The following is a 22,664-nucleotide window of genomic DNA, read 5'->3' as shown; positions in this document are numbered from 1 at the left end:
TAACGACCAATACACTCAGCGACGCACTAAAAAAACAATTAAACATTTAGAAGATGAAAAGCAGCTTTAATACCATAATAAATTCAAGCACGCCTGTACTAGTCGATTTTTTTGCTGATTGGTGTGGCCCTTGTAAAATGTTAGCACCAATATTAAAACAAGTAAAAGAAGAACTTGGAGATCGGGTAAAAATCGTTAAAATAGATATTGATAAAAACCAGGCATTGGCTGCCCAATATCAAGTAAAAGGTGTGCCTACCATGTTACTGTTCAAAGAAGGAAAACAGTTATGGCGACAATCTGGTGTGCTTCAAAAAAACGACATTATTAATATTATAAAAAGTCACTAATAAACATTTTGGATCCCGAACATCTAAATGATTATGCTATTGTTTTTTGTATTTCACAGGAGCTTATCTGTACTGAAGCAAATCACGTTGCAATATTAACACCCCTTATTAAATGAAGTTTTTCTTTTACATAATTCTACTGGTTCTAATAGTGTCTTGTAATAAAAATGAAGACAAAATACATCCTGAAAACAAAACACTAACAGAATCTGTATATGCTTCGGTAACCATTCAGCCCGATAGTTTATATCAGGCCTATGCTATAGTTTCTGGAATTTTAGACGAGCGTTTTGTAGAGGAAGGAGATGTTGTTTTAAAAAACCAAATACTACTTCAAATTAATAATAGTGTGCCTCAAGTGAGCATTGAAAATGCAAAACTCTCCTTACAACTTGCGAAACAAAATTATAAAGGAGATACCGCTGTTTTAAATGGCATTCAGGATGAAATCGCTTCAGCGATTTTAAAATATAAAAATGATTCTGTCAATTTTAAACGGCAAGAGAATCTATGGAATCAGAAGATTGGTTCGAAAGCAGAATACGATATAAAAAAACTGAATTACGAAGTGTCTCAAAAAAATATTCAGCAATTAAATAATAAATATGGGCAGACCAAAAACGAATTACAAACCTCTCTTCAGCAAGCAAACAACAGTTTAAAAACCTCTTTAATTACAAATAAAGATTTTACTGTAAAGAGTAAAATCAATGGAAAAGTGTATGCATTGTACAAAGAACCTGGAGAAATAGTGACCACTATGGAGCCCTTGGCTTCTATTGGTAGCGCCTCTTCTTTTTTAATTAATATGTTGGTCGATGAGGTTGATATTGTAAAACTATCCTTAAACCAAACCGTTGTCGTGACTCTAGATGCTTACAGTCAAAATGTATTCACAGGAAAGGTGTCTAAAATTTATCCAAAAAAAGATGAGCGTAATCAAACCTTTACTGTAGAAGCTATATTTAACCAGCAACCTGAGGTTTTATATCCTGGCCTTTCTGGTGAAGCCAATATTATCATCGATAAAAAAGAAAATGTATTAACAATCCCAAAGGCGTACTTAATAAACGGTAATACTGTAAAAACAGATGACGGCCTTATTACGGTTAAAACAGGTTTGCAAAACATGGAATATATTGAAATCACAGAAGGTTTAAATGAAAGCCGTTGGATCTATAAATCTAAGGACTGATGAATTGGAAAGTCATTCTTAATATTTCAAAAACGCATTTAATTACAAAATTAAAGCAAACATCTATTGCCGCTTTGGGTGTCACTTTTGGTATTGCATCTTATATCACTTTAGTTTCTTTTATGACCGGTTTAAACACTATGTTAGATGATTTAATTTTAAACCAAACTCCTCACATTCATATTTATAATGAGATTGAACCTTCAAAAAAACAGCCACTTTCATTGTTTGATGAGCTTGACAATAGTTTCCATGTTATTCATTCCATAAAGCCGAAACTCATTCAACAAAAAATTCATAATGCGCTACCAATCATCAGCTATTTAAAAGAAAATGACAATGTTAGAGGCGCACTTCCGCAAATAAAAACATCGATATTCTATATTGCGGGCTCTATTGAAATTGGAGGCTACTTAACAGGAATTAATGCTATTGAAGAAGCTAATTTATTCAACTTGAGAGATTATATTATCGCAGGTTCCCCTGAAACCTTAGACATTACAGATAACGGTATTTTAATAGGAAGTGGCCTTGCCGAAAAGATGTCGCTCTCAATTGGCGATCGGGTTCAGGTAAGCACTATAAATGGAGATGTATTTCCTTTAAAAATAGTAGGTCTTTATCAGAGTGGCGTTGCAGATGTCGATGCGGTGCAAAGTTTCGCCAATTTAAAAACAGTGCAACGTATACTTGGTGAAGCCGAAAATTACATCACAGACATCAATGTTAAATTAAAAGACATTGATTTGGCGCTGCCACTATCTAAACGGATTGAGAACCAATTCAATTTAACCGCTGTAGATATAAAAACGGCCAATGCACAATTTGAAACCGGTACAAATATTAGAAACCTCATCACCTACGCGGTCTCTATTACATTACTTATTGTCGCAGGTTTTGGAATTTATAACATTCTTAACATGCTTATTTACGAAAAAATGAACGACATCGCTATTTTGAAAGCCATAGGTTTTTCCGGTAAGGATGTGCAATATATTTTTATGAGTCAAGCTATGATTATTGGTTTTGTTGGTGGTATTTTAGGGCTCCTTGTGGGCTATGGATTAGCACTTTTTATCAGTACTATTCCTTTTGAAACTGCCGCCCTACCAAGAATAAAAACCTATCCTGTAGACATTGACCCCATGTATTTTATAATTGGATTCACATTTGCCATGATATCTACCTTTCTATCTGGCTATCTCCCTTCCAAAAAAGCAAAAAAAATAGATCCTGTAACCATTATAAGAGGACAATAAGATGACAGCAATCCTAGAAGCAAAACATATAGACAAATACTTTAGGAAACCTGTTAAATTTCAGGTTCTCAAAGACATAAATTTTGGAATAAATGCAGGTGAATTTGTTTCTATTGTAGGAAAATCTGGTTGCGGAAAATCAACACTACTCTATATTCTATCGACTATGGATACAGATTACGAAGGTGAATTATATTTAAATAATGAACTTATAACTGGGCAAAACAGAGATAAATTATCTTACATCCGTAATAAACATATTGGTTTTGTTTTTCAGTTTCACTATTTATTAGCGGAATTTTCTGTTCTAGAAAATGTCATGTTACCAGCAAAAAAGCTAGCAGAAAAAACCCTTCAAGAAATTGAACTCGACGCTCTAGAAAAGCTCGACATGTTAAACATTAAGCATCTTGCTCAAAAAAAAGCCTCACAAGTTTCGGGAGGAGAAAAGCAACGTATTGCCATAGCAAGAGCCTTAATTAATAACCCTTCTATAATTATGGGAGATGAACCTACAGGAAATTTAGACAGTCATAATTCCGACAATGTTTTCAATATTTTTAAACAGTTAAGCCAAGAGCAAGGCTTATCTTTATTAATCGTTACTCACGATGAAGATTTTGCAAAACGCACCGATCGCATTATAACTATGGAAGATGGTAGGATTATAAATTAATATCAATCAACATCATACCAAAACGCTCTGAAATTCGAATTTAAAGACGATTTTTTCACAATTTAAGTCAAAACTATCAAATGTCATTGTTGGGATGACATATATCATTTTAAATTCCATTTATTGCTGTTATATTTAATAAAATTAAAGATCATGAAAACAAATATGGGAAAGGCTGATCGTATTATAAGGTTCATAATCGCAGCTATTATTGTAGTCCTCTACTCATCTAGTATTGTCTCCGGAACTTTGGGAATCATTTTATTAGTACTAGCAGGAATATTTGTCTTAACTAGTTTAGTGAGTTTTTGTCCATTATATAAGTTATTTGGAATTAATACGTGTTCACTATAACAAATAGCAAATCGTTAAATCTCCATTAGTGTTAATTGTCAATAAATTATCGCACCATGTATACAAATTTAGATTATAATAAAATCGAGTTTATTTTAGAAAACAATTACATTGGGCATTTGGGATATATCTATCATGACAGGCCTTATATTGTTCCAATCACTTATTTCTTTAATAAAGAAAACAACAGCATTATTTGCTATTCCGGAGAAGGTCATAAAATGAATGCCATGCGTGAGAACCATATGGTTTCGTTACAAGTAGAAGAAATTCAATCGATAGATAATTGGAAATCGGTATTGGCACATGGCATCTTTAAACAGCATTTTGGAAGTGATGCGAAATCATATTTGCACAAGTTTTCTTTAGGAATAAAAGATGTTATTATGGAAAAAGAGTTCAAAAAAGTCGATTTCGTTAATGAGTTTTCTAGTAAAATAAAGACTGATGATGTTCCAACTGTTTTCATTATTAAAATAGAAGAAATTACTGGAAAAATGAGACAACCTTAACATCAAGAATAAAACAAATGAAATACATATACTTTATAATACTGGTCCTGATTTTTACAAATTGTAAGAATGACAAGCGTCAGGATAGCAGGAATGAAATTCAAAAAATCCAACAAATCACACCTATTATTGAAGATCCTATACAAACATTAGATGCCGATATTGAAAAATTAGATAAGGCAATATCAATAGAAATAAAACAAAAAGAGTTAATTAAAAAAAAGGATAGAAGAGGTGAATTTCAAAAATTGATAATCGGAAAAAAGTATGTTACAAATAGTAAAGACTACACAATTAATTTTAATTACCCACTACTTGATGAATCACTTAATGCTTCAAATGTAAATTTTAACGACTTTATTACTAACTATTATGTTAATGTGGCTAAAACCATTTCGGAAATACAAGAAAGTAAATTATTATGCGACAGTATAACAGCCAAAAATTTCAGAGAAGAACGATTTATAGACTATAAAATCTATGTTGTAAATGATATACTTGTGAGTGTCCTATTTTATAAAGAGAACTTTTATTCAGGCGCTATGCATCCTAGTTATACTTTTGATTGCTTTAATTTTAATTTAAATAATGGTGCTTTTATGTCCTATGAAGACTTTTTTATACAAGGATCTGAAAACGAATTATTAGCTATCATAAATAAAAAAATAAAATCGGAAGCTTTGTATTCTGACTGTTGGGAATTATCATCTAGCGATTTTTTTGAAAGCAAAAACAACTTCGTGCTTAATGAAACCTATTTAGAGTTTTATTTTGATGATTGCGTTATGTGCCCATCTTATACAGGCACCTACTCTATTAAACTTCCACTAGTGGATATATTAATTGTTTTAAAAAAATCTAATTCGTATCCGGTAGTTATTTAATCTTATTAAAAAAAATATTTCTGAAAATTTGGCTGTAGGTAAGCACACACTTTTCTAATTAGTGACCTCATCTTTATAGATTAGGAATATTTATAAAAGAAACTAGTAACATATCCAAATAGCCTTAGTTACTTTATACATCACATGGGAGATATTGATTTACTTTTCACAATAAATGAATTATAAAAAGCTAGACCAAGGTTACCACAAAAACAGTCATCTTTCAATAACGACAAATATACCAATCATATTTAGCTTCCATTATTCTGTTTTTTTGACTGTCTTTTCTTTTTCTAGTTTTCTAAAATATTCTCTGGTTAAGAAATTATGTTCTAAGGCTTCCATTTTCTAATTAAAATTGTCTGTTCCTTCATTCACATTTTTATGAATTGACTCCAAACTATTAACTAAGGACGTATTTTTCATAAGACAACTATAAGCACCTTCACTAGTAATAATATCTTCAAGTATTTTTTTTATTTTTTGTACTCCCATTTTCATGCTTGATTCTTCTATATTATTAATTGTTATTTTTAATTTATTTACTGAAATCGTATCATTTAAATCAACTCATAAAACAGATGTCTTATTCGTTTGTATAGACAAACGAAACTGTTTAATTCGTAGATAGTGTTAGAGGCATTAAAACCTGATAACGTCACATTTCTTATGGACGCTTTTAAATCGGAGGCCATAAGCGTATCGTTAAGTAAAATAGACAAAGTTCCTTGCCCTTTGTTTATAGAGTTTATAATTCGTAATAAATCTTCTGTTAAGACTTCGGCATTTTTAACGGTCACACTTAAAACATCATTTGGACCTATCTTACTGAAAGACTTTATCGCATCTCCATATTCAGTTGGTTCTGCAATACCTTCTCCTGGTAGCATATTGACAATCATATTACCTACTAAACCATCAGAACCAATACTAGACACTGCATTCTTATTAATATAGATCGTCATTTTTTCATCTAAACTCATAACGACTTTAATCGCAGAATCATTTACCATTTCAATGGTATTAACCATACCTATATTGATTCCTTTATAAAGCACATTATTCCCTTTTAATAAACCATTGGATATGCAAACACAAACTCCAGTAGGCCGAGTTTGCAAGGTATTATAAAACCTATAATACCAACTAGCACTAGAGAGCAATTACCCATATTATAACATTGACGCAAAGACGCTTTAAATTCAAATGGTTTTCTGAAAGCTTCTCCAAAAAAGCGCAGCAAAATTAGAAAAAAAACCTATCTCTATTAAACAGGATTCTAATTGACTTTTTATATTGCTAAACCCAACATTATTACGCATTATATTTATTCAAATATGTCCTTCACTTTAATATTTCAAAATGATTTAAATCAGGTAACACGAATGATATTAATCATTTTAAAATCCATTGATAATGATTAATTATGCAATTAAATAAGCAACATGAATATTGGTTTAGTTTTATCTGGAGGAGGAATGCGAGGAGCTGCTCATGTAGGCGCAATTAAGGCGCTTGAAGAGCAAGGTATCTCGCCAACCCACATCGCGGGCTCTAGTGTTGGTGCAATTGTTGGTGCCTTATACGCATATGGCTATGGTTGGAAAGATATTTTAAAATTCTTTAAGAAAGTCAACTTTTTTGATGTTAAAAAATTGGCGCTAAATAAACCAGGATTTATCGATGCCGAAAAATTTTATTCAAATTTTAATGAATATTTAATAGAAGACAATTTTTCCTTTCTAAAAAAGAAACTATACATTACAGGTACCAATATCTTAAATGGGAAACTCAAAATCTTTAAAAAAGGAGAATTGATTAAGCCTGTAATAGCATCTGCAGCCTTTCCAGGTATATTCGCTCCAGTAAAAATCAAAAACTCCTATTATATAGATGGAGGTGCATTAAATAACTTCCCTGTTGATGCTATAAAAAGTAAATGTGACAGCATCGTTGGAGTGTATGTAAATGGGATCAATGCTATAACTATTCAGGATTTAAAACATTCCCATCAAGTTGTTGAAAGAGCCTTTAAACTAAAATCTATTAATGAAGATATTTTAAAATTTCCAGACTGTGACTTAATGATCTCTCCAAACGAGTTGAATAAATTCGGAACTTTTGATAAAAAAAATATTGACCAGATTTTTGAAATAGGTTACAATACCACTAAAAACAAATTAACCACTTATAATATAGACAAACTCAAGTTTACTCTTAAAGGGGTTTAAATGTGAAATTTTTCTATTTAATTCCTTTAATAATAAATTGTTCAATATTTTGTTGTCTTATTATAAATTTAAAGACTTTGTTTAGCAATTTTAAAATAAAAATAAGTAAAATTAGTATATTGTATTATAACACTTAGTATTAGTATCTCTCAACAAATTAAGCATATTACATATACAAATGAAAACTATAGCAATAATTGGAGGCAGTAAAGGCATTGGTAAGAGCATCGTAAAGATTATGCTAGAAAATTGCAAGGTAATTAACATTAGTAGAACGCCTCCCGAAATAGAACACCCTAATTTAACACATTATAATTGTGATATTCTTACTGATGAATTACCAGATTTAGAATTTGTAGATAGCCTAGTATACTGCCCGGGGAGTATTAATCTGAAACCCATTTCTAGATTAAGTATAGACAATTTTAGGACAGATTTTGAAATTAATGTTATAGGAGCTGTTAAAGCTATTCAGAAGTATTTACCACAATTAAAGAAAGGTCTAAATCCATCTATATTATTATTTAGTACCGTAGCCTCCAAGTTAGGGATGCCATTTCACGCCAGTGTAGCAACTTCAAAATCTGGTATAGAAGGGTTGGTAAAATCACTGGGCGCAGAACTGGCACCAACAATTAGAGTTAATGCTATTGCACCTACAGTAACAGATACAGATCTTGCGTCTAAATTATTACGTAATGAAAAAATGATTGAGAATATAACTGAACGACACCCATTAAAGCGTTTCTTAAATCCTGAAGAAGTTGCAGCAACAGCTGCCTTTTTACTATCAGATAATGCCGCCTCATTTTCTGGACAGATATTTGAAATGGATTGTGGTATAGTATCTTTTAAAATATAGCTATGAAAGTAACTGATAAATCAAAATTGTCGCCAAATACGTCTACTGAAACCAAAATACAATCAATCTACGATATAGAAATTAAAGACCTTAATGGCAACCCCATTTCTCTATTAGATTTTAAAGGACAAAAATTATTTTTTGTAAATGTCGCTTCAGAATGTGGATTTACAAAACAATACAAAGCGTTACAAACGTTAAGCGATACCTATAAAGAAAAGCTGGTCGTTATAGGTTCGCCTTGCAATCAGTTTGGTAAGCAAGAGCCCGGAGAGGCTTCACAAATTCAAGAATTTTGCGAATTTAACTTTGGTGTTACGTTTTTACTTACCGAAAAGATAGACGTAAAAGGAAGTAATCAGCATCCCCTATACACATGGTTAACATCTAAAGACCTAAACGGTAAAAAGAGTTCTAGTGTAAAATGGAATTTTCAAAAATATTTAGTGGACGATACAGGCCAACTTATCGATTACTACTTCTCCATTACAACACCTATGAGCTCTAGAATCACCAAACATTTATAGTGTAACAAGAAAGATTCTTTAGGCTGTAACTTTACTTTCACATCTCAGAGATTACTTAGATAAATGTTTCTCTAAAATTCACAAACTAATATTTCCAATGATTAATTTTAAGTTACATTTATGTTCTGAATTTATCTAAATACAGAAGACCAAAAATCAGTATATCACATTATAAAATGAACAAAATACTATTAATATTTCTATTTATTTTCAACATTGGATATAGTCAAGACACCAAATACTTTTCTACAAACACTGAATTCGACAAGGGAGAAATTGCTTTTATGTTTGGGAATGATGTTAAACTTCGTGAGCAGCCAAATACGGAATCTGATGTTTTATCACTATTAAGAATTGGTGAGCAAATTGAAATTTTAGAAAAATCTGATGCAACTATGGAGTTCGACGGCATGGAGTCGCCTTGGTATAAAATAAAAACTAAAGATAAAGAAGGCTACGTTCTTGGCAGCTTAATTTCATTAGACAGAGTATTTGATAAAAATTTGGTGTATTTAATTTCTTTAAAAAAGGATGATTCACGGTTATTCCTTAAAACAAGAGTTTTGGAGCCTAATTTAGAATTTAAAGAAAATATTTCAGAACTTTCAACTTGGCAATTTTCAATAAAAGCATCCGGAAACAAAGGCATTGAAAACATAAAAAGCATATTCGAAATTGATTACTTGGCAGAAGCTTGTGGCGTAGATGGTGGAGGCATGTATTTATTTTATGATGGAAATGAGTTAATAAAAGCAATTGATTATACCCAAGTTTCAGATGCCGGTTTATATTGGTTTATGGAGGAGTATACTTTTCCGAACGACGAAGATGGTGTTAAAGGAAAAATAATATACAAAAGCGATTCTGGGGAAACCAAGGAATATGACACAGAATGGACTGAAAGCACAGTAACCAGACGTCTTTTAGAATGGAATGGAAAAGAAATATTTCCAAAAATAGACCCCGAAAAAGCACAATAACAATTTTAGTTCTTAGCTTAAAACTATAGATTCAATTTCAAGTTTAAAGTCTTCTGCTTTTTTATTCCCTATTAGAAAAGCGATTTCTTCTATACCGTCTTGATCATAATTTGGCATATCGAGCTTACGCCCTTTAAATGTGGGATACATTTCAGACAGCGTTATTGTGAAAGTTTCCCAGCCTTTAGTACTATTGAAATAATTGATATACGCGTATTTATTGGATGACTTACTTTTTATTCTGAATTGATAGGATTTACCATCTCCTCGAACTTTAAAACTGATTTTTGAAAATCCTTTTGTGCGTACCGTATTGAAACTATATTTAACAGTAGAAAATCCGCCATTGTTTTCTAAAGACACATGACCTTCAAAAACACCATTTCCATCTTCTCCTAAATTAAATGATCCTGAAGATTTCCCGCCCATAACAACATCATCTACAATTTTCCAATTCGTAGTATTACTGGTTTTATTAAAATCAAAAATTGTTTCTGATTGCATAGTCGTTATTTAAATGTTTAGCTTTATATAATTTATTGCTCGGTTTTGTTAGATAATCCACACCCCTTATTGGTGCATTAACAATAAAAATTATGTGAGCTAATTTTTCACCGTTAGTATGTTTTATAAAAACATTTAAGGCAATTTTTCAAGTTTTTTCATAATTTCTTCGGCTTCGAAAATTTTCTGATCACTCATTTTTCTGTTAGTCGTAGATAAGCTATGAGCATCCTTTAAAAGCTTTTCGTATTGCGCTTGCAATTTTTCTTTTTCTGATTTCTTTTTAAATAATCCGAACATCTTTTTTTTATTTAAAGTACTAAAAGTATGATTGATAATTTACATAAAGATAAATAATGTTTGACATTTATAATAAACAATCCATGTAAGATGTTATTCGTAATACCTAAATATTGCTATTATAACATCTAATAAGGACTACTATATTTTATCTTTTTATTACTCAGTATCTGATAAGGTTTTCATGAATGCTATTAAGCTTTCTTGTTCGGCTTTGGTTAAATTTAATTCATCGAAAGGCAAGGTTTGATAATCTTCATGAATCCCAATACCTTTTCCCCCACCACGATTATAAAAATCGACAACCTCTTCTAAAGTAGTGTATACACCATTATGCATATAGGGAGCAGTTTTTTCAATATTTCTAACTGTAGGCGTTTTAAAAAAATGTTTTCTCTCGTTTGTACCAAACACATTATAACTACCTAAATCTGTACTAATAATAGCATTTATAGTATCGTTATTTTGTGGGACACCTATTAATTCCACCTCTGTATCATTGTAATTTGGAGGTACTGTTCCGTTAAATAACGGAGGAAAATGACATGTTGCACAAACGGCTTTTCCCATAAACAGGTTGAATCCGTGTTTTTCTTCATCTGTTAAAGAATTTTCTTTACCATTAATATTATTATCAAATTTAGAATTAAAGCCATTTAATGTGCGGACATAAGATGCAATAGCGTGTCTTGTATTAAAATCGACTCTTTTATTATTGTACAATTTATCTACTAACTGTTTGTAATTAGGATTTTTAACAACTCGATTTGCAATAGAATCCATTGGTAAATTAAACTCGTCATGATTCTCGGCTACACCAACAACCTGCCCTTCTAAACTACCTGCTCTACCATCCATAAAAAAAGATTGCTGGTAAGCAGCATAAGTAAGAGTTGGGGAGTTTCTTAATTGATTTTTATCAAACGTTTTTCTTCCATCTGTAAAAGCCTTATCCTCTATATGACAGCTTGCACAAGCCATATTATAATTTTTAGAAAGCATTTTGTCATTAAACAATAGTTTACCAAAAGCCTCCTTCTGTTTTAGGTTAGTGGTGTCGCTTTTGTAGTCTGTAAAATAAAAAACATTAACGGTATTTGCACCAAAAAGAGAGGTTGCATTATTAGATATAGCCATTTCAAAAGGAAATGTTACGTGCCAATCTTCTTGGGTTTTTACCAATAATTCTAGTTGTTTATCAGTGTAATTTTTAATAAAATCATAGCGATCAAAACTATCAAAATCATGATTTAAATTCTCTATACTATTCTTAAAAGAAGCTATTAAGTTATTATATATTTCTTTTGAAGTGTATTTATCTTTATAGAATTCTATTAAAGTTATTAAGGTTTTGTAAGTATATTGACACTCAGCTAAAGATTGCCCTAAAACAGGAGAATCGAAGCCTGTTATACCTGTCGTAGCAATTCGTATTATCTGATCTCTTATTAACCATATAATATGATAATCTTTGAGTTTTATGCTTGTATTTGCTTTTATAAGTTTTAATCTATTACTCGTAATAGAAACTGTGTTTTCTAGATTTAGAGTGTCTATTTCAGACTCATGAAGCATTTCTTCAATAACCTGAAAACCAAAAGGATTTCTAATTTTAATATCTGTTAAATCTTCTTCCTGAACTTGTAAAATATTTGGAGCATTTAAAGATTTAAAATTGTTTTTATCTATCGAAGCCAAAATTGGCTCAACGGTTTTAAAATGCATACGGGCTTTCTTATAGAAAGCAATATTATCTTCTGTTTTTTTAAATATAGATATTGAATCTAAAAAGGAAATGCTGCTATTTAATTCCGAAATATAAAACGTTTCTATATTTTTTTCTGTTGAATCAATATTTACAGTTTTCTCCTCTTTTTTACACGACACTGTAATTAAAAGCAAAAGACATATACCAAAAGTATATGCCTTAGCTTTCATAAATAATATGTTATTCATGATGTTATTTTAAATTATCTATCTAAACCTTTAATTACATAAAGCATAGATCCTTCTTTAGCATTAGCTAAATCAGGATTTGCTAATGGGTCTGTAAAAGAAGTACCATCAGCAGGATTCCAACCATGATTTTGGGTCATTACCATAAAGGTATTTTCTCCATTATTTACAATATCTGTAACATCTATCATACCTGTAATTTCCCATGTACTTGCAGTCGATCCATAACCTAAGTTCTCTGCTCTATCTTGGTCTGCTTCTAAAACAGTTTTTACTTCGCCAGTTGCTAAGTTATATTGGTAAAGTTTAGCATAACCATTAGCTGCAGTATCTAAATAACCATTTGGATCTTCTTGAATGTATGCATAGTTTTCTGTTACTAAAATATTATCAGGAGAATGGAAACCATCTGCTTTTCCTCCAATAATATCTCCATCTAAAACACATGTGATTTTTGCAGCTCCTGTAGGGTCTGAATCGTTTAATACAACTTTATAAACACGACCTAAAGCAGATCCTTTTCCAGCTAAACTAGCAGATACACGACCAGTAACACAAAAATAAACTTCTCTTTGGTTGGCAGCAGAACCTCTTCTCCAATCTATATCTTCTAATCTAGAGAATCCCATAACACCTTTAGTTTTAGATTCTGTATCTAAAGCATCTATTTCTCTTTCTGATAATTCCACAAATTCAGCACTGTATTCTGTACCTTCTTCCATATCCATTTCAAAATCAACACCTGCGCTAGTAACTTTTAAACCGTATAATTTACCGCCACTTAAATCGCCTCTATTCCCAACATACATTCCTAATTGACCAGAAGGCACTGAGTTATCTGAGTGATCATCACCTATAAAAACAACTGTTTTATCTGCATAAGCATCTTTACCAATTGGTACAGCATTTTCTGTAGACCATTGTCCTAAAGCAGGTAAAGTTTCACCTATACTTGCATCATCAACACTTTTATTAGGATCTACAACAAACACACCTTTAGATGCTCCACCCCATTCTCCTCCAGATAAATATAAAGGACCAAATCCATGTTCTTCTGGTGTAATTAAAGTACCTGAACACATTGCTGTTTCAGCAGTTGCTGTAGCATTTAAGATATATTCTCCATTAAAAGGTCTTAAATTTTTGTTCAATAAAATTCGTGCAATAGAATAATCTGCTTCTATATTATTAATTAAAGTGAAGGTATCATCTCCGTTATTAATTAAACCAGCACCATCAGCCATAGAACCGTAAACAAAATCTGGTGAGTTTGGTATAACATCTTCAGAAGTTAAAATAGTTGTGATTTTTACGTTGAAAAAATCATTTGTTACTTTTAATAACGTTGGTGTTTTTGATGCTGTTAAGTAAATAGAGGCATCATCGCCATCAATTCCATCTTCACCGTCAATACCATCTTCTCCATCAACACCATCTACTCCGTCAACGCCATCTTTTCCGTCTTCAACATCACAACTAACAAACAGAGAGCTTGATGCTGTAATAACAAATGACAATAAAAATATTCTAAAAATTTTGTTCATAATCTAAGGTTTTTATTAGTTTTTATTAGACTACTAATGTATTACGAGCTTCTTAAAGGTTTGTTAATTTAGTAAGGTCGTATGTTTATGCTATTGCAATCACAATGTTAATTACATTAATAAAACATACCTAAAGAATTGATAATCCAACTTAAATGTTAACTAGGAATTAAGAACATTCACATAAACCAACTTACCAAAAACAACAATAATCTCATAATAAACACATTACACCTAGACAAAACATAATTAGTTCTTATTTATCTAAATAAGGTTTTCTAATTATAAAAGATGGTGATGGTTACGACTGAACAACTAAAAGTCCTATAAAAAGTGCACACGAATAAAGACATTCGTTTATTTCTTTTTTAAATTAAAAGACTTGATTTTGAATTTCTAAAAGCAATCCGGCATTTACGAAATGGAGTAGAAATGTGATTAGTAGATGCTCTTCTAAATAATTCTGTGTATTTACTTAAACTAAAAAATCTCAGATTAATTTCTTATCTGAGATTTAATTGTTTTAAGATTATTAATTTACTATTTAGTTTATAGCGTTTTAGAGTTCTATATAAAAGTGATTGTTATACCTCTTAAAACGTCGCTACAAATAAGTATTAAGGATTTAGAACTGCATTTTCTTGATCTGTAAACAATCTAGATTGAATAATAAATCGAAGTCCTAATGGGATTTCAAGCGAAAAACTTGAGCCGCGACCTTTTGTAATGTCTACGGTTAAATGGGTATGCTTCCAATATTCATACTGATCTTTGTTCATATAAAAAGGAACGTTTTCTATTATACCTAAATGAATATCACTTTCGTCTAAATACATTTCATCTTTTTCAAAAATCATTGGAGATGAACCGTCACAGCATCCGCCACTTAAATGAAAGATTAAATCGCCATGTTTCGCTTTCAGTTGATTCACTATTTTCGCTGCTTCTACAGTAATTGCTATACGTTCCATAAGTTATAAAATTAAATTAAGGTTGAATTAAATATTAATCCAACCTTAATTGCTATTAATCAATCCACTAGAAAAAGCCTAGTTTATTTTTATCGTAAGAAATCAACATGTTTTTAGTCTGTCTATAATGATCCATCATCATAAGATGATTTTCTCTACCAAATCCTGACTTTTTATATCCACCAAATGGTGCATGAGCGGGATATGCATGATAACAATTCACCCAAACACGTCCGGATTTAATCGCTCTAGGAATTTGGTATAATTGATGCGCATCTCGTGTCCAAACACCAGCTCCAAGTCCATAAAGTGTATCGTTTGCAATCTCTAAAGCTTCAGCTTCATCTTTAAATTTTGTAACACAAACAACAGGTCCGAAAATTTCTTCTTGAAAGACTCGCATCTTATTGTGACCTTCTAAAATAGTGGGTTTAATATAAAAACCTTTAGATAAATCGCCTTCTGTATTCGCTTCTCCTCCACATAATACTTTTGCGCCTTCTTCTTTACCAATTTTTAAATACGACTGAATTTTTTCATATTGATCGTTAGAAGCCTGTGCACCAACCTGTGTATTTACATCGTAGGGATTATCTTGAATAATGGCTTCCGTACGTTCCACAACACGTTTCATAAACGCATCGTAAATATCTTCTTGAACTAATATCCTCGAAGGACATGTACATACTTCTCCTTTATTAAATGCGAATAAAACAGCACCTTCAATGGCCTTATCTAAAAAGGCATCGTCGGCATCCATCACACTATTAAAAAATATATTTGGCGACTTCCCTCCTAGCTCCATAGTTACAGGATTCAGATTTTTAGAGGCGTATTGCATGATTAATTGTCCTGTAGTTGTTTCTCCTGTAAATGCGACTTTATCTACTCTAGAACTCGATGCCAAAGGCTTTCCTGCCTCTGGACCAAACCCGTGAATTACATTTATAACTCCTGGAGGAAACACATCTGCAATTTTTTCCATTAAGATGGTTGCGGAAACTGGAGTTTGTTCGGCAGGTTTAAGAACTACACAATTTCCTGTAGCCAAAGCTGGAGGTAATTTCCATGAGAGCATTAGAAGCGGGAAATTCCATGGTATAATCTGTCCGATAACACCAAGAGGTTCTTTAATATTCATAGACAATGTATTGGCGTCTATCTCGGTCGCACTTCCTTCTTCTGCACGAATACAAGCTGCAAAATAACGCCAATGGTCTACAGCCAACGGAATATCTGCATTTAGTGTTTCTCGAATAGGTTTACCGTTATCGCACGTTTCTATTACAGCAAACTCTTCTAAATTGGCTTCTATAATATCTGCAACTTTATTTAATAGACTAGCACGTTCTGCTGCTGGTGTATTCCCCCAACTTTCCTTGGCAGCATTCGCCGCATCTAAAGCGAGTTCTACATCTTCTTTTTGTGATCTTGGGAATTTCGCAATTAGACTTTGATCTATAGGAGAGGTGTTTTCAAAATATTCCCCATTTACGGGTTTTACAAATTTTCCGTTTATAAAATTATCATACTGTGCTTTAAATTTTGGTTTAGAATAGCCCATTATTTTTATGTTTTTTAAATTAATTAATCTGTTTTAATAAAAACTATATTATTATATGTGTAATATTTTTAGTAAAAATTATGATTATTATCATTTTATGTAAAGTTATTTTGTTAAAGTCTAAAACAATTGAACATATTTATTATATTTTAGTACTATTCTATTATTAAATAAGAGATCATTACTTAATAAGCAACATCGCATATGAACCATATCCTAAGTCAGCACAATACACAAAGAAAACTCACTACTTTAGTTGAAAACAGAACAACTTATAGTGCAAATTTTGCAGAGTTAAATATTTTTGAAACTCATGAATATGCAGAACAGGTATCTTTAAAGTTTGGTTTTCCTGTAATTGCAAGTATGCTTACAGGCAAAAAAGTGATGCATATTGAAGGGCTCCCCGCATTCGATTTTTATCCTGGAGAATCTGTAGTTATGCCAACTAATAAAGAAATGATTATCGATTTTCCGATGGCAACTATGCAGAACCCGACTAAATGTTTGACTTTGGGTATAGATGGTTCTAAAATAAAAGAAGTCGTAGATAAATTTAATGACCATGTGCAAATAGAAAATAAAAACAACACATGGTCTTTAGACGCTACTGCAAATCATTTAATAAATAATGCAGATGTTAGCCAATTAATTAAGCGACTCATTTATACATTTACCAATAACAATACCTCTAAAGATGTACTACTGGATTTAATGATTCAAGAACTTATTGTGCGCTTGTTACAGACTAAGGCTAAGTTTTTTATACTTAACTCGGAACATATGTTAGATGATAATCGTATAGGAATTGTGATTAAATTTATTAAAGAAAATTTGACTAATAAGGACATTACTGTCGATGTTTTAGCAGAAAAAGCATGTATGAGTACATCTCATTTTCATAAGAAATTTAAAAGTACTTTAGGTATTTCTCCAATAGATTACATCAATTCTGAAAAAATTAAATTCTCAAAAAAACTGATTAAAAACAGTAAAGATTTTAGAATTTCTGACATCGCGTTTAAAACAGGTTTTAATAACATTAGCTATTTTAACCGACAGTTTAAGAAGATAGAACTCATGACACCACTACAATTCAAGAAATCTATAATGGCTTAATAAAATCTCTTTATTAAACATAACACATATATTAATTAGGAGTGATTTTATTTGAGACAAAAAAGAAACCCTTACAGTTAACCTACACATTACAAAGCTTGTAACTTAGTTTTTAACCAAAAAAAGGAAAAAAGAAGGTACAAGTTTATCTTGCTTATACATACAATTATAAAGAAGCGCTTCATGCTTACTGTGATATTTTGGAAGATAAACCAATGAACTTGGGCATCTCCTGTATTGGTAAATTGAAACAAATACTAACTACTAAATTTTAATTATATGAAACCCTCAACTTTGTTAGGAGCTGCTTCGGTTATATTGCGAAGTAAAAGATTAACAATTGTATTTATTGCAATACAGTTAGGTTACTTAACTCATAGATATTTAGAAAACAAACACAAAAAGGAAGAAGAATTAGCACAGCAAGTGTAAGTTGTAAATCTTAAGATACTATACTAAACCCGTTTAATGCATTAAACGGGCTTTTGCTTTTTTAACTAAAATTCTATCTTAAAATGCAATCTAATTTTTAAGTTATTCAGATACAAGTACTCTCGATCTCATGAATTTAGAAATGTTAAAATTATTTTAAAAAATCGATTGAGTTAAAAACCCCATTGTGAAATCTTTATTTTTCAGAAAAAGCTATTATTATGAAAAGAAACAAACTCTTAGTATTCATCACGATTATTATGATTTCTCTCGTTTCCTGTAAAACGAAAGAAGAGAAAGAAATGGAAGTCTCTGAAAATGAAAAAGAGATGATATCTCAAAAACCCGCAGATACAGTTCAAACAGCTATTGGTCCATTAATTTTACCAAAACCCTATGCTACAGAATCTGTTAGAAACCAGAACAAACTTATAGACTGGCCAGAAGGAAAAATGCCAGTTGCTCCTGAAGGATTTACTGTAACAAAATTAGCCGACGGTTTTAAAAATCCGCGTTGGACTTATATTGCCCCTAATGGAGATATGTTTGTGTGTGAAGCCAATACTAAAAAAAGTGCTGGACTCATCACCATATTAAGAGATAAAAATAATGATGGGACCATAGAACTACGAGAAACTTTTCTAGAAGAACTAAAACAACCTTTAGGTATGTTAATTATAGGTGATTATTTTTATGTTGCCAATACAGACGGACTTTATAAATACCCTTATAAAACAGGACAAACGAAACTAAATCCTTCTGAAAGTAAAAAAATAGTCGATCTCCCTGCTGGTGGTTATAACAACCATTGGACACGAAATATTATTACAAATGATGCTCAAGACAAAATCTATATTTCTGTAGGTTCTGCAAGTAATGTTGGAGAATATGGAATGGATGAAGAAATTCGTCGTGCCAACATATTAGAAGTAGATTTAAATGGAGAGAATGAAGAAATTTACGCTAGCGGACTTAGAAATCCAGTTGGTATGGATTGGAATCCTGCTAATGGCGAACTTTGGACAGCAGTAAACGAACGTGATGAAATTGGAGACAATCTTGTTCCTGATTATGTAACAAGCGTTAAAGAAGGTGGATTTTATGGTTGGCCATATGCCTATTATGGTGCTATTGAAGATCCACGATTAGAAGGTAAAGCTCCCGATTTAGTAGCGAAAACAATAGTGCCGGATGTTTCTGTAGGTCCTCACACCGCATCTTTAGGATTAACGTTTTACAATATGGATAGTTTTCCAGAGAAGTACAAAAATGGTGTATTTGTTGGTCAACACGGTTCATGGAATCGCTCCGTACTTTCAGGTTATCGCGTGGTTTTTATCCCTTTCGAGAATGGAAAACCGACTTCGGAACCAGAAGACTTTCTTACTGGATTTATTGCCGATAAAAGCGAAACCGATGTGTATGGAAGACCCGTTTGTGTAACTGTTACCCCAACAGGTGATTTACTTGTAAATGATGATTCCGGTAACACCATCTGGAAAGTAAGTTACACTAATTAGTAACGCTAGCCTCAAAAAAAATCCTACGACTTCATGAAATTTATACCCTTTAAAATAATAGCGATTATATTTTTAATCGCTATTATAAATCCAACATATGCACAGAATTTTAACGGACGAGTCCTTGATTACGAAAACGCCCCAATTTCAGGTGTTGCTTTAATTTTTAATAATGAAGTGATTTCTGAAACAAATACAGAAGGTACATTCACATTAACTAAAACGTTTCAATTTCCCATAAAAATCAAATTAAAACACCCTGATTATTTCATCAAAACAGTAAAATTATTTAAAAATAATAGCGTTTACAAACTATCTGTTTTAGAAGAAACACAAGACCTAGAAGAAGTTATTATTTCTTCAACCTATCAGAAAGAAAGTAAAGTTATTATTCCTACTACAAAAATCTCTTCTCAGAAATTTGAAGAATACAGTCCAATAAATTTGGTTTCTGCCATAAACGAAACTCCCGGTGTTTATATACAGAGTGGTGCTTTAAATACCAACAGAATTGTTATTCGTGGTGTGGGTTCTCGCACACTTTATGGAACTAATAAAATACGTGCTTATTTTAATGGTATCCCGATCACTAATGGAACAGGCGAAACTTCAATAGATGCCTTTGATCCTGAAAATATAGAAAGCTTAGAAATTGTAAAAGGTCCTAAAGCAACACAATATGGAACAAATTTGGGTGGCACTATATTACTTAACTCAATGCAGGCTTTAGAAGGTGAAACCTATTTTAAAAGTAATCTTACTATTGGAAGTTTCGGGTTGCTGAAAAACAATATATCTGTTGCCACTGCAACTAAAAAACTAGCATTCAATTTAAATTACGATCACCTAGAATCTGATGGGTTTCGTGAAAATAGTAATTATGATCGCCATACCCTTTTGTTAACGTCTAATTACATATTTAATAAAAAAAATGAAATTGGTGTCTTACTAAACTACACCGATTATTATGCTCAGATACCGAGTTCGATTAGTAAAACGGACTTTGAAGAAGATCCTTCTCAAGCAGCTTATACTTGGGGTGCCGCCCAAGGTTATGAAGATAATAAACAGGTTTTAACTGGTGTAAATTATACGCACCGCTTTTCTAAAAACTTTAGTAATACCACATCAATTTTTTACAGTTATCTCGATCATTACGAACCTCGTCCATTTAACATTTTAGATGAATATACTAACGGATATGGAGCGAGAACACTGTTTGCAAAAGAATTTAATTTTCTAAACAATTCGGCAAATCTCAGTTTTGGAGGTGAACTTTATAAAGATCATTACAATTGGAAAACCATCGAAAATCTATACGAAGAAAATAATGGCAACGGCAGTTTACAAGGTCAGTTACTTAGCGATAATCAAGAAAGACGAAATAATATAAATGTTTTTGCTACTGTAACTTTACCGCTTACAGAAAAACTTAAAGCCCAAATCGGACTAAATATCAACAAAACCAGTTATAACTTTCAAGATGAATTTAATGTTGGAGAAGACAATAAAAATGCCGACCGCGATTTCGATCCTATTTTCGCACCAAATGTAAATCTATTATATCAGTTTACTCCAAATGCAAGCGCTTATGTAAATGTTAGTCGCGGATTTAATTATCCATCTATTGAAGAAACTTTAACTCCAGAAGGTCTTATTAACCCTGAATTAGGTCCTGAAACCGGATTTAATTATGAAATTGGTAGCACTGTGTTTTTATTTAATAGCAAACTACAAATACAGCTTTCTGCATACCTTCTAGATATAGATAATTTACTTGTTGCAGACCGTGTAGGCGACGACCAATACATTGGTCGCAATGCAGGTAAAACGGAACATAAAGGAATTGAACTTTCCTTTTTTTATACGCATATGTTTACAAGCGGAATTTTCCTATCACCTTATTTAAATGCTGAAATTACAGATAACAGATTCATAGATTTTGTAGATAATACAAATGATTATTCTGGAAACAAACTTACAGGAGTACCAGATAACAAAGTGAATGGAGGTATACAATTTGGATATAGAAACTTTAACTTAAATACTAATTTTCTTCATGTTGGAGACATGCCTTTAGATGATGCTAACACATTATATTCTGAAGCGTATACCGTATTCAATGCAAAATTATCTTTTAGTCGTGAGATTACAGATCATCTATTTATTGAATTAAATGCAGGTATAAATAACTTTACAGATGAAGCTTATGCATCTGCAGTACTTATAAATGCTGTAGGGTTTGGTGGGTCAGAACCTAGATATTATTATCCAGGAATGCCGCGAAATTGGTTTGGTGGTATTAAAATTGGATATACAATTTAAAGTTGGGAAAAGTTGATTTATGAATTTTAGATTACGATAACTTAGGTTCCATTTTGGACTCAAAGTTTACCCTAACAAATCTTCTAAAGCAGGTTTTAAGTTAACATACTTGAAATCAAAATTTTCAGCTTCTACCTTCTTAGAACTCACACGCTGACTTTCAAATAATAAAATATGCATTTCGCCTAAAGCTAATTTCATAGCAAATCTTGGAATATTCGGTAATAATAAAGGACGTTTTAAAACATAAGCAGCTGCTTTAGTTAATTCTAAATTACTTACAGGATTTGGAGCTACTCCATTATAAACACCCTGTAAAGTATGTTGCACAGCGAACACAAATAGCGATGCTAAATCTTTAATATGAATCCAGCTTTGCCATTGTTTACCACTTCCAAAAGCGGCCCCAGCTCCAAACTTTATAGGTTTAATAATTTCGGGCAATGTACCTCCTTCTTTTGCTAAAACTAAACCAATTAAGACCGTTGCAAGGTCAAATCAATTGAATCTATTATTATATTGAATAACTGTTTGTAAATTAAGTTCTCAAGTCTTATTTTTAGGTTATGAAATTACAGAAAGCCCCAACCTTAGCGGAC

At 31.7% G+C, this 22,664-nt stretch carries 24 protein-coding genes; 15 read left to right on the top strand and 9 right to left on the bottom strand.

Annotated elements, in window-relative coordinates; genetic code table 11:
• Nucleotides 1-53: 53 nt before the first annotated feature.
• From trxA to R6X41_RS18860, 7 genes are all read left to right on the top strand, one after another.
• The gene (trxA, locus tag R6X41_RS18890) at nucleotides 54-350 is read left to right on the top strand and encodes a thioredoxin (protein ID WP_318501917.1); all 297 of its coding nucleotides are present in this window, start codon (nucleotides 54-56) and stop codon (nucleotides 348-350) included.
• Nucleotides 351-462: 112 nt separating this feature from the next.
• On the top strand, nucleotides 463-1,545 hold the full coding sequence (locus R6X41_RS18885) for an efflux RND transporter periplasmic adaptor subunit (RefSeq protein ID WP_318501916.1): 1,083 nt from the start codon (nucleotides 463-465) through the stop codon (nucleotides 1,543-1,545).
• Entirely contained in the window at nucleotides 1,542-2,804 is a 1,263-nt protein-coding gene (locus tag R6X41_RS18880) for an ABC transporter permease (protein ID WP_318501928.1), read from the top strand. Before R6X41_RS18885 ends, R6X41_RS18880 begins: the two co-directional genes overlap by 4 nt.
• A gap of 1 nt (nucleotide 2,805) precedes the next feature.
• Nucleotides 2,806-3,480 (top strand): ABC transporter ATP-binding protein, encoded by a 675-nt coding sequence (locus R6X41_RS18875; RefSeq protein ID WP_318501915.1) that lies wholly within the window; start codon nucleotides 2,806-2,808, stop codon nucleotides 3,478-3,480.
• Nucleotides 3,481-3,633: 153 nt separating this feature from the next.
• Nucleotides 3,634-3,834 (top strand): YgaP family membrane protein, encoded by a 201-nt coding sequence (locus tag R6X41_RS18870; RefSeq protein WP_318501914.1) that lies wholly within the window; start codon nucleotides 3,634-3,636, stop codon nucleotides 3,832-3,834.
• A gap of 56 nt (nucleotides 3,835-3,890) precedes the next feature.
• The gene (locus R6X41_RS18865) at nucleotides 3,891-4,346 is read left to right on the top strand and encodes a pyridoxamine 5'-phosphate oxidase family protein (protein WP_318501913.1); all 456 of its coding nucleotides are present in this window, start codon (nucleotides 3,891-3,893) and stop codon (nucleotides 4,344-4,346) included.
• A 17-nt stretch (nucleotides 4,347-4,363) separates the two neighbouring features.
• Entirely contained in the window at nucleotides 4,364-5,230 is an 867-nt protein-coding gene (locus R6X41_RS18860) for a DUF3298 domain-containing protein (RefSeq protein ID WP_318501912.1), read from the top strand.
• 348 nt (nucleotides 5,231-5,578) lie between these two features.
• On the opposite strand, the gene R6X41_RS18855 is transcribed toward R6X41_RS18860, so the two are convergent.
• Complete coding sequence (locus R6X41_RS18855) at nucleotides 5,579-5,725, bottom strand: hypothetical protein (protein ID WP_318501911.1); 147 nt, start codon at nucleotides 5,723-5,725, stop codon at nucleotides 5,579-5,581.
• 65 nt (nucleotides 5,726-5,790) lie between these two features.
• Entirely contained in the window at nucleotides 5,791-6,351 is a 561-nt protein-coding gene (locus R6X41_RS18850; RefSeq protein WP_318501927.1) for an MlaD family protein, read from the bottom strand.
• Between the two features lie 324 nt (nucleotides 6,352-6,675).
• Between R6X41_RS18850 and R6X41_RS18845 the strand changes: the two genes are divergently transcribed.
• The 4 genes from R6X41_RS18845 to R6X41_RS18830 all read left to right on the top strand — a co-directional run bounded on the left by R6X41_RS18845 (nucleotide 6,676) and on the right by R6X41_RS18830 (nucleotide 9,830).
• Nucleotides 6,676-7,461: a patatin-like phospholipase family protein gene (locus R6X41_RS18845; RefSeq protein ID WP_318501910.1), complete on the top strand. Its 786-nt coding sequence runs from the start codon at nucleotides 6,676-6,678 to the stop codon at nucleotides 7,459-7,461.
• Between the two features lie 178 nt (nucleotides 7,462-7,639).
• Nucleotides 7,640-8,323: an SDR family NAD(P)-dependent oxidoreductase gene (locus R6X41_RS18840; protein ID WP_318501909.1), complete on the top strand. Its 684-nt coding sequence runs from the start codon at nucleotides 7,640-7,642 to the stop codon at nucleotides 8,321-8,323.
• A 2-nt stretch (nucleotides 8,324-8,325) separates the two neighbouring features.
• Nucleotides 8,326-8,850 (top strand): glutathione peroxidase, encoded by a 525-nt coding sequence (locus R6X41_RS18835; protein WP_318501908.1) that lies wholly within the window; start codon nucleotides 8,326-8,328, stop codon nucleotides 8,848-8,850.
• 176 nt (nucleotides 8,851-9,026) lie between these two features.
• A complete protein-coding gene (locus R6X41_RS18830; RefSeq protein ID WP_318501907.1) occupies nucleotides 9,027-9,830 on the top strand; it encodes an SH3 domain-containing protein in 804 nt (267 codons plus the stop codon).
• A 12-nt stretch (nucleotides 9,831-9,842) separates the two neighbouring features.
• Here R6X41_RS18830 and R6X41_RS18825 read toward each other — a convergent pair whose 3' ends face one another.
• The 6 genes from R6X41_RS18825 to R6X41_RS18800 form a co-directional block, all read right to left on the bottom strand.
• Nucleotides 9,843-10,334 carry a CIA30 family protein gene (locus tag R6X41_RS18825; RefSeq protein ID WP_318501906.1) on the bottom strand — a complete coding sequence of 164 codons (492 nt, stop codon included), beginning with the start codon at nucleotides 10,332-10,334 and terminating at the stop codon, nucleotides 9,843-9,845.
• A gap of 135 nt (nucleotides 10,335-10,469) precedes the next feature.
• The gene (locus tag R6X41_RS18820; RefSeq protein WP_318501905.1) at nucleotides 10,470-10,634 is read right to left on the bottom strand and encodes a Lacal_2735 family protein; all 165 of its coding nucleotides are present in this window, start codon (nucleotides 10,632-10,634) and stop codon (nucleotides 10,470-10,472) included.
• Between the two features lie 159 nt (nucleotides 10,635-10,793).
• Nucleotides 10,794-12,590 carry a cytochrome-c peroxidase gene (locus tag R6X41_RS18815; RefSeq protein WP_318501904.1) on the bottom strand — a complete coding sequence of 599 codons (1,797 nt, stop codon included), beginning with the start codon at nucleotides 12,588-12,590 and terminating at the stop codon, nucleotides 10,794-10,796.
• Between the two features lie 14 nt (nucleotides 12,591-12,604).
• Nucleotides 12,605-14,134, bottom strand: coding sequence for an alkaline phosphatase PhoX (locus R6X41_RS18810; protein ID WP_318501903.1), 1,530 nt, complete (start codon nucleotides 14,132-14,134; stop codon nucleotides 12,605-12,607).
• Between the two features lie 617 nt (nucleotides 14,135-14,751).
• Nucleotides 14,752-15,105, bottom strand: a complete 354-nt coding sequence (locus tag R6X41_RS18805; RefSeq protein WP_318501902.1) for a DUF779 domain-containing protein — start codon at nucleotides 15,103-15,105, stop codon at nucleotides 14,752-14,754.
• A gap of 67 nt (nucleotides 15,106-15,172) precedes the next feature.
• Nucleotides 15,173-16,669 carry an aldehyde dehydrogenase family protein gene (locus R6X41_RS18800; protein ID WP_318501901.1) on the bottom strand — a complete coding sequence of 499 codons (1,497 nt, stop codon included), beginning with the start codon at nucleotides 16,667-16,669 and terminating at the stop codon, nucleotides 15,173-15,175.
• 204 nt (nucleotides 16,670-16,873) lie between these two features.
• Here R6X41_RS18800 and R6X41_RS18795 point away from each other — a divergent pair, with 204 nt between their 5' ends.
• The 4 genes from R6X41_RS18795 to R6X41_RS18780 all read left to right on the top strand — a co-directional run bounded on the left by R6X41_RS18795 (nucleotide 16,874) and on the right by R6X41_RS18780 (nucleotide 22,065).
• Nucleotides 16,874-17,788: an AraC family transcriptional regulator gene (locus R6X41_RS18795; RefSeq protein WP_318501900.1), complete on the top strand. Its 915-nt coding sequence runs from the start codon at nucleotides 16,874-16,876 to the stop codon at nucleotides 17,786-17,788.
• 279 nt (nucleotides 17,789-18,067) lie between these two features.
• The gene (locus R6X41_RS18790) at nucleotides 18,068-18,220 is read left to right on the top strand and encodes a hypothetical protein (protein WP_318501899.1); all 153 of its coding nucleotides are present in this window, start codon (nucleotides 18,068-18,070) and stop codon (nucleotides 18,218-18,220) included.
• A 221-nt stretch (nucleotides 18,221-18,441) separates the two neighbouring features.
• Nucleotides 18,442-19,740: a PQQ-dependent sugar dehydrogenase gene (locus tag R6X41_RS18785; RefSeq protein WP_318501898.1), complete on the top strand. Its 1,299-nt coding sequence runs from the start codon at nucleotides 18,442-18,444 to the stop codon at nucleotides 19,738-19,740.
• Between the two features lie 33 nt (nucleotides 19,741-19,773).
• Complete coding sequence (locus tag R6X41_RS18780; RefSeq protein WP_318501897.1) at nucleotides 19,774-22,065, top strand: TonB-dependent receptor family protein; 2,292 nt, start codon at nucleotides 19,774-19,776, stop codon at nucleotides 22,063-22,065.
• Nucleotides 22,066-22,131: 66 nt separating this feature from the next.
• Here the strand turns inward: R6X41_RS18780 and R6X41_RS18775 are convergent, their stop codons facing one another.
• Nucleotides 22,132-22,509: a DUF1731 domain-containing protein gene (locus R6X41_RS18775; protein ID WP_318501896.1), complete on the bottom strand. Its 378-nt coding sequence runs from the start codon at nucleotides 22,507-22,509 to the stop codon at nucleotides 22,132-22,134.
• Nucleotides 22,510-22,664 lie beyond the last annotated feature (155 nt).

The organism is Formosa sejongensis (assembly GCF_033447105.1).
Taxonomy (GTDB): Bacteria; Bacteroidota; Bacteroidia; order Flavobacteriales; family Flavobacteriaceae; genus Formosa.
The sequence above is the reverse complement of the archived record's forward strand: the minus strand, read 5'-3'. Positions and strand labels throughout refer to the sequence as shown.

Bases quoted from the DNA above. Each gene is read 5' to 3' on its own strand.
- trxA (WP_318501917.1), top strand. From the start codon at position 54: ATGAAAAGCAGCTTTAATACCATAATAAATTCAAGCACGCCTGTACTA.
- R6X41_RS18885 (WP_318501916.1), top strand. From the start codon at position 463: ATGAAGTTTTTCTTTTACATAATTCTACTGGTTCTAATAGTGTCTTGT.
- R6X41_RS18875 (WP_318501915.1), top strand. From the start codon at position 2,806: ATGACAGCAATCCTAGAAGCAAAACATATAGACAAATACTTTAGGAAA.
- R6X41_RS18870 (WP_318501914.1), top strand. From the start codon at position 3,634: ATGAAAACAAATATGGGAAAGGCTGATCGTATTATAAGGTTCATAATC.
- R6X41_RS18865 (WP_318501913.1), top strand. From the start codon at position 3,891: ATGTATACAAATTTAGATTATAATAAAATCGAGTTTATTTTAGAAAAC.
- R6X41_RS18860 (WP_318501912.1), top strand. From the start codon at position 4,364: ATGAAATACATATACTTTATAATACTGGTCCTGATTTTTACAAATTGT.
- R6X41_RS18855 (WP_318501911.1), bottom strand. From the start codon at position 5,725: ATGGGAGTACAAAAAATAAAAAAAATACTTGAAGATATTATTACTAGT.
- R6X41_RS18845 (WP_318501910.1), top strand. From the start codon at position 6,676: ATGAATATTGGTTTAGTTTTATCTGGAGGAGGAATGCGAGGAGCTGCT.
- R6X41_RS18840 (WP_318501909.1), top strand. From the start codon at position 7,640: ATGAAAACTATAGCAATAATTGGAGGCAGTAAAGGCATTGGTAAGAGC.
- R6X41_RS18835 (WP_318501908.1), top strand. From the start codon at position 8,326: ATGAAAGTAACTGATAAATCAAAATTGTCGCCAAATACGTCTACTGAA.
- R6X41_RS18830 (WP_318501907.1), top strand. From the start codon at position 9,027: ATGAACAAAATACTATTAATATTTCTATTTATTTTCAACATTGGATAT.
- R6X41_RS18825 (WP_318501906.1), bottom strand. From the start codon at position 10,334: ATGCAATCAGAAACAATTTTTGATTTTAATAAAACCAGTAATACTACG.
- R6X41_RS18820 (WP_318501905.1), bottom strand. From the start codon at position 10,634: ATGTTCGGATTATTTAAAAAGAAATCAGAAAAAGAAAAATTGCAAGCG.
- R6X41_RS18815 (WP_318501904.1), bottom strand. From the start codon at position 12,590: ATGAATAACATATTATTTATGAAAGCTAAGGCATATACTTTTGGTATA.
- R6X41_RS18810 (WP_318501903.1), bottom strand. From the start codon at position 14,134: ATGAACAAAATTTTTAGAATATTTTTATTGTCATTTGTTATTACAGCA.
- R6X41_RS18805 (WP_318501902.1), bottom strand. From the start codon at position 15,105: ATGGAACGTATAGCAATTACTGTAGAAGCAGCGAAAATAGTGAATCAA.
- R6X41_RS18800 (WP_318501901.1), bottom strand. From the start codon at position 16,669: ATGGGCTATTCTAAACCAAAATTTAAAGCACAGTATGATAATTTTATA.
- R6X41_RS18795 (WP_318501900.1), top strand. From the start codon at position 16,874: ATGAACCATATCCTAAGTCAGCACAATACACAAAGAAAACTCACTACT.
- R6X41_RS18790 (WP_318501899.1), top strand. From the start codon at position 18,068: ATGAAACCCTCAACTTTGTTAGGAGCTGCTTCGGTTATATTGCGAAGT.
- R6X41_RS18785 (WP_318501898.1), top strand. From the start codon at position 18,442: ATGAAAAGAAACAAACTCTTAGTATTCATCACGATTATTATGATTTCT.
- R6X41_RS18780 (WP_318501897.1), top strand. From the start codon at position 19,774: ATGAAATTTATACCCTTTAAAATAATAGCGATTATATTTTTAATCGCT.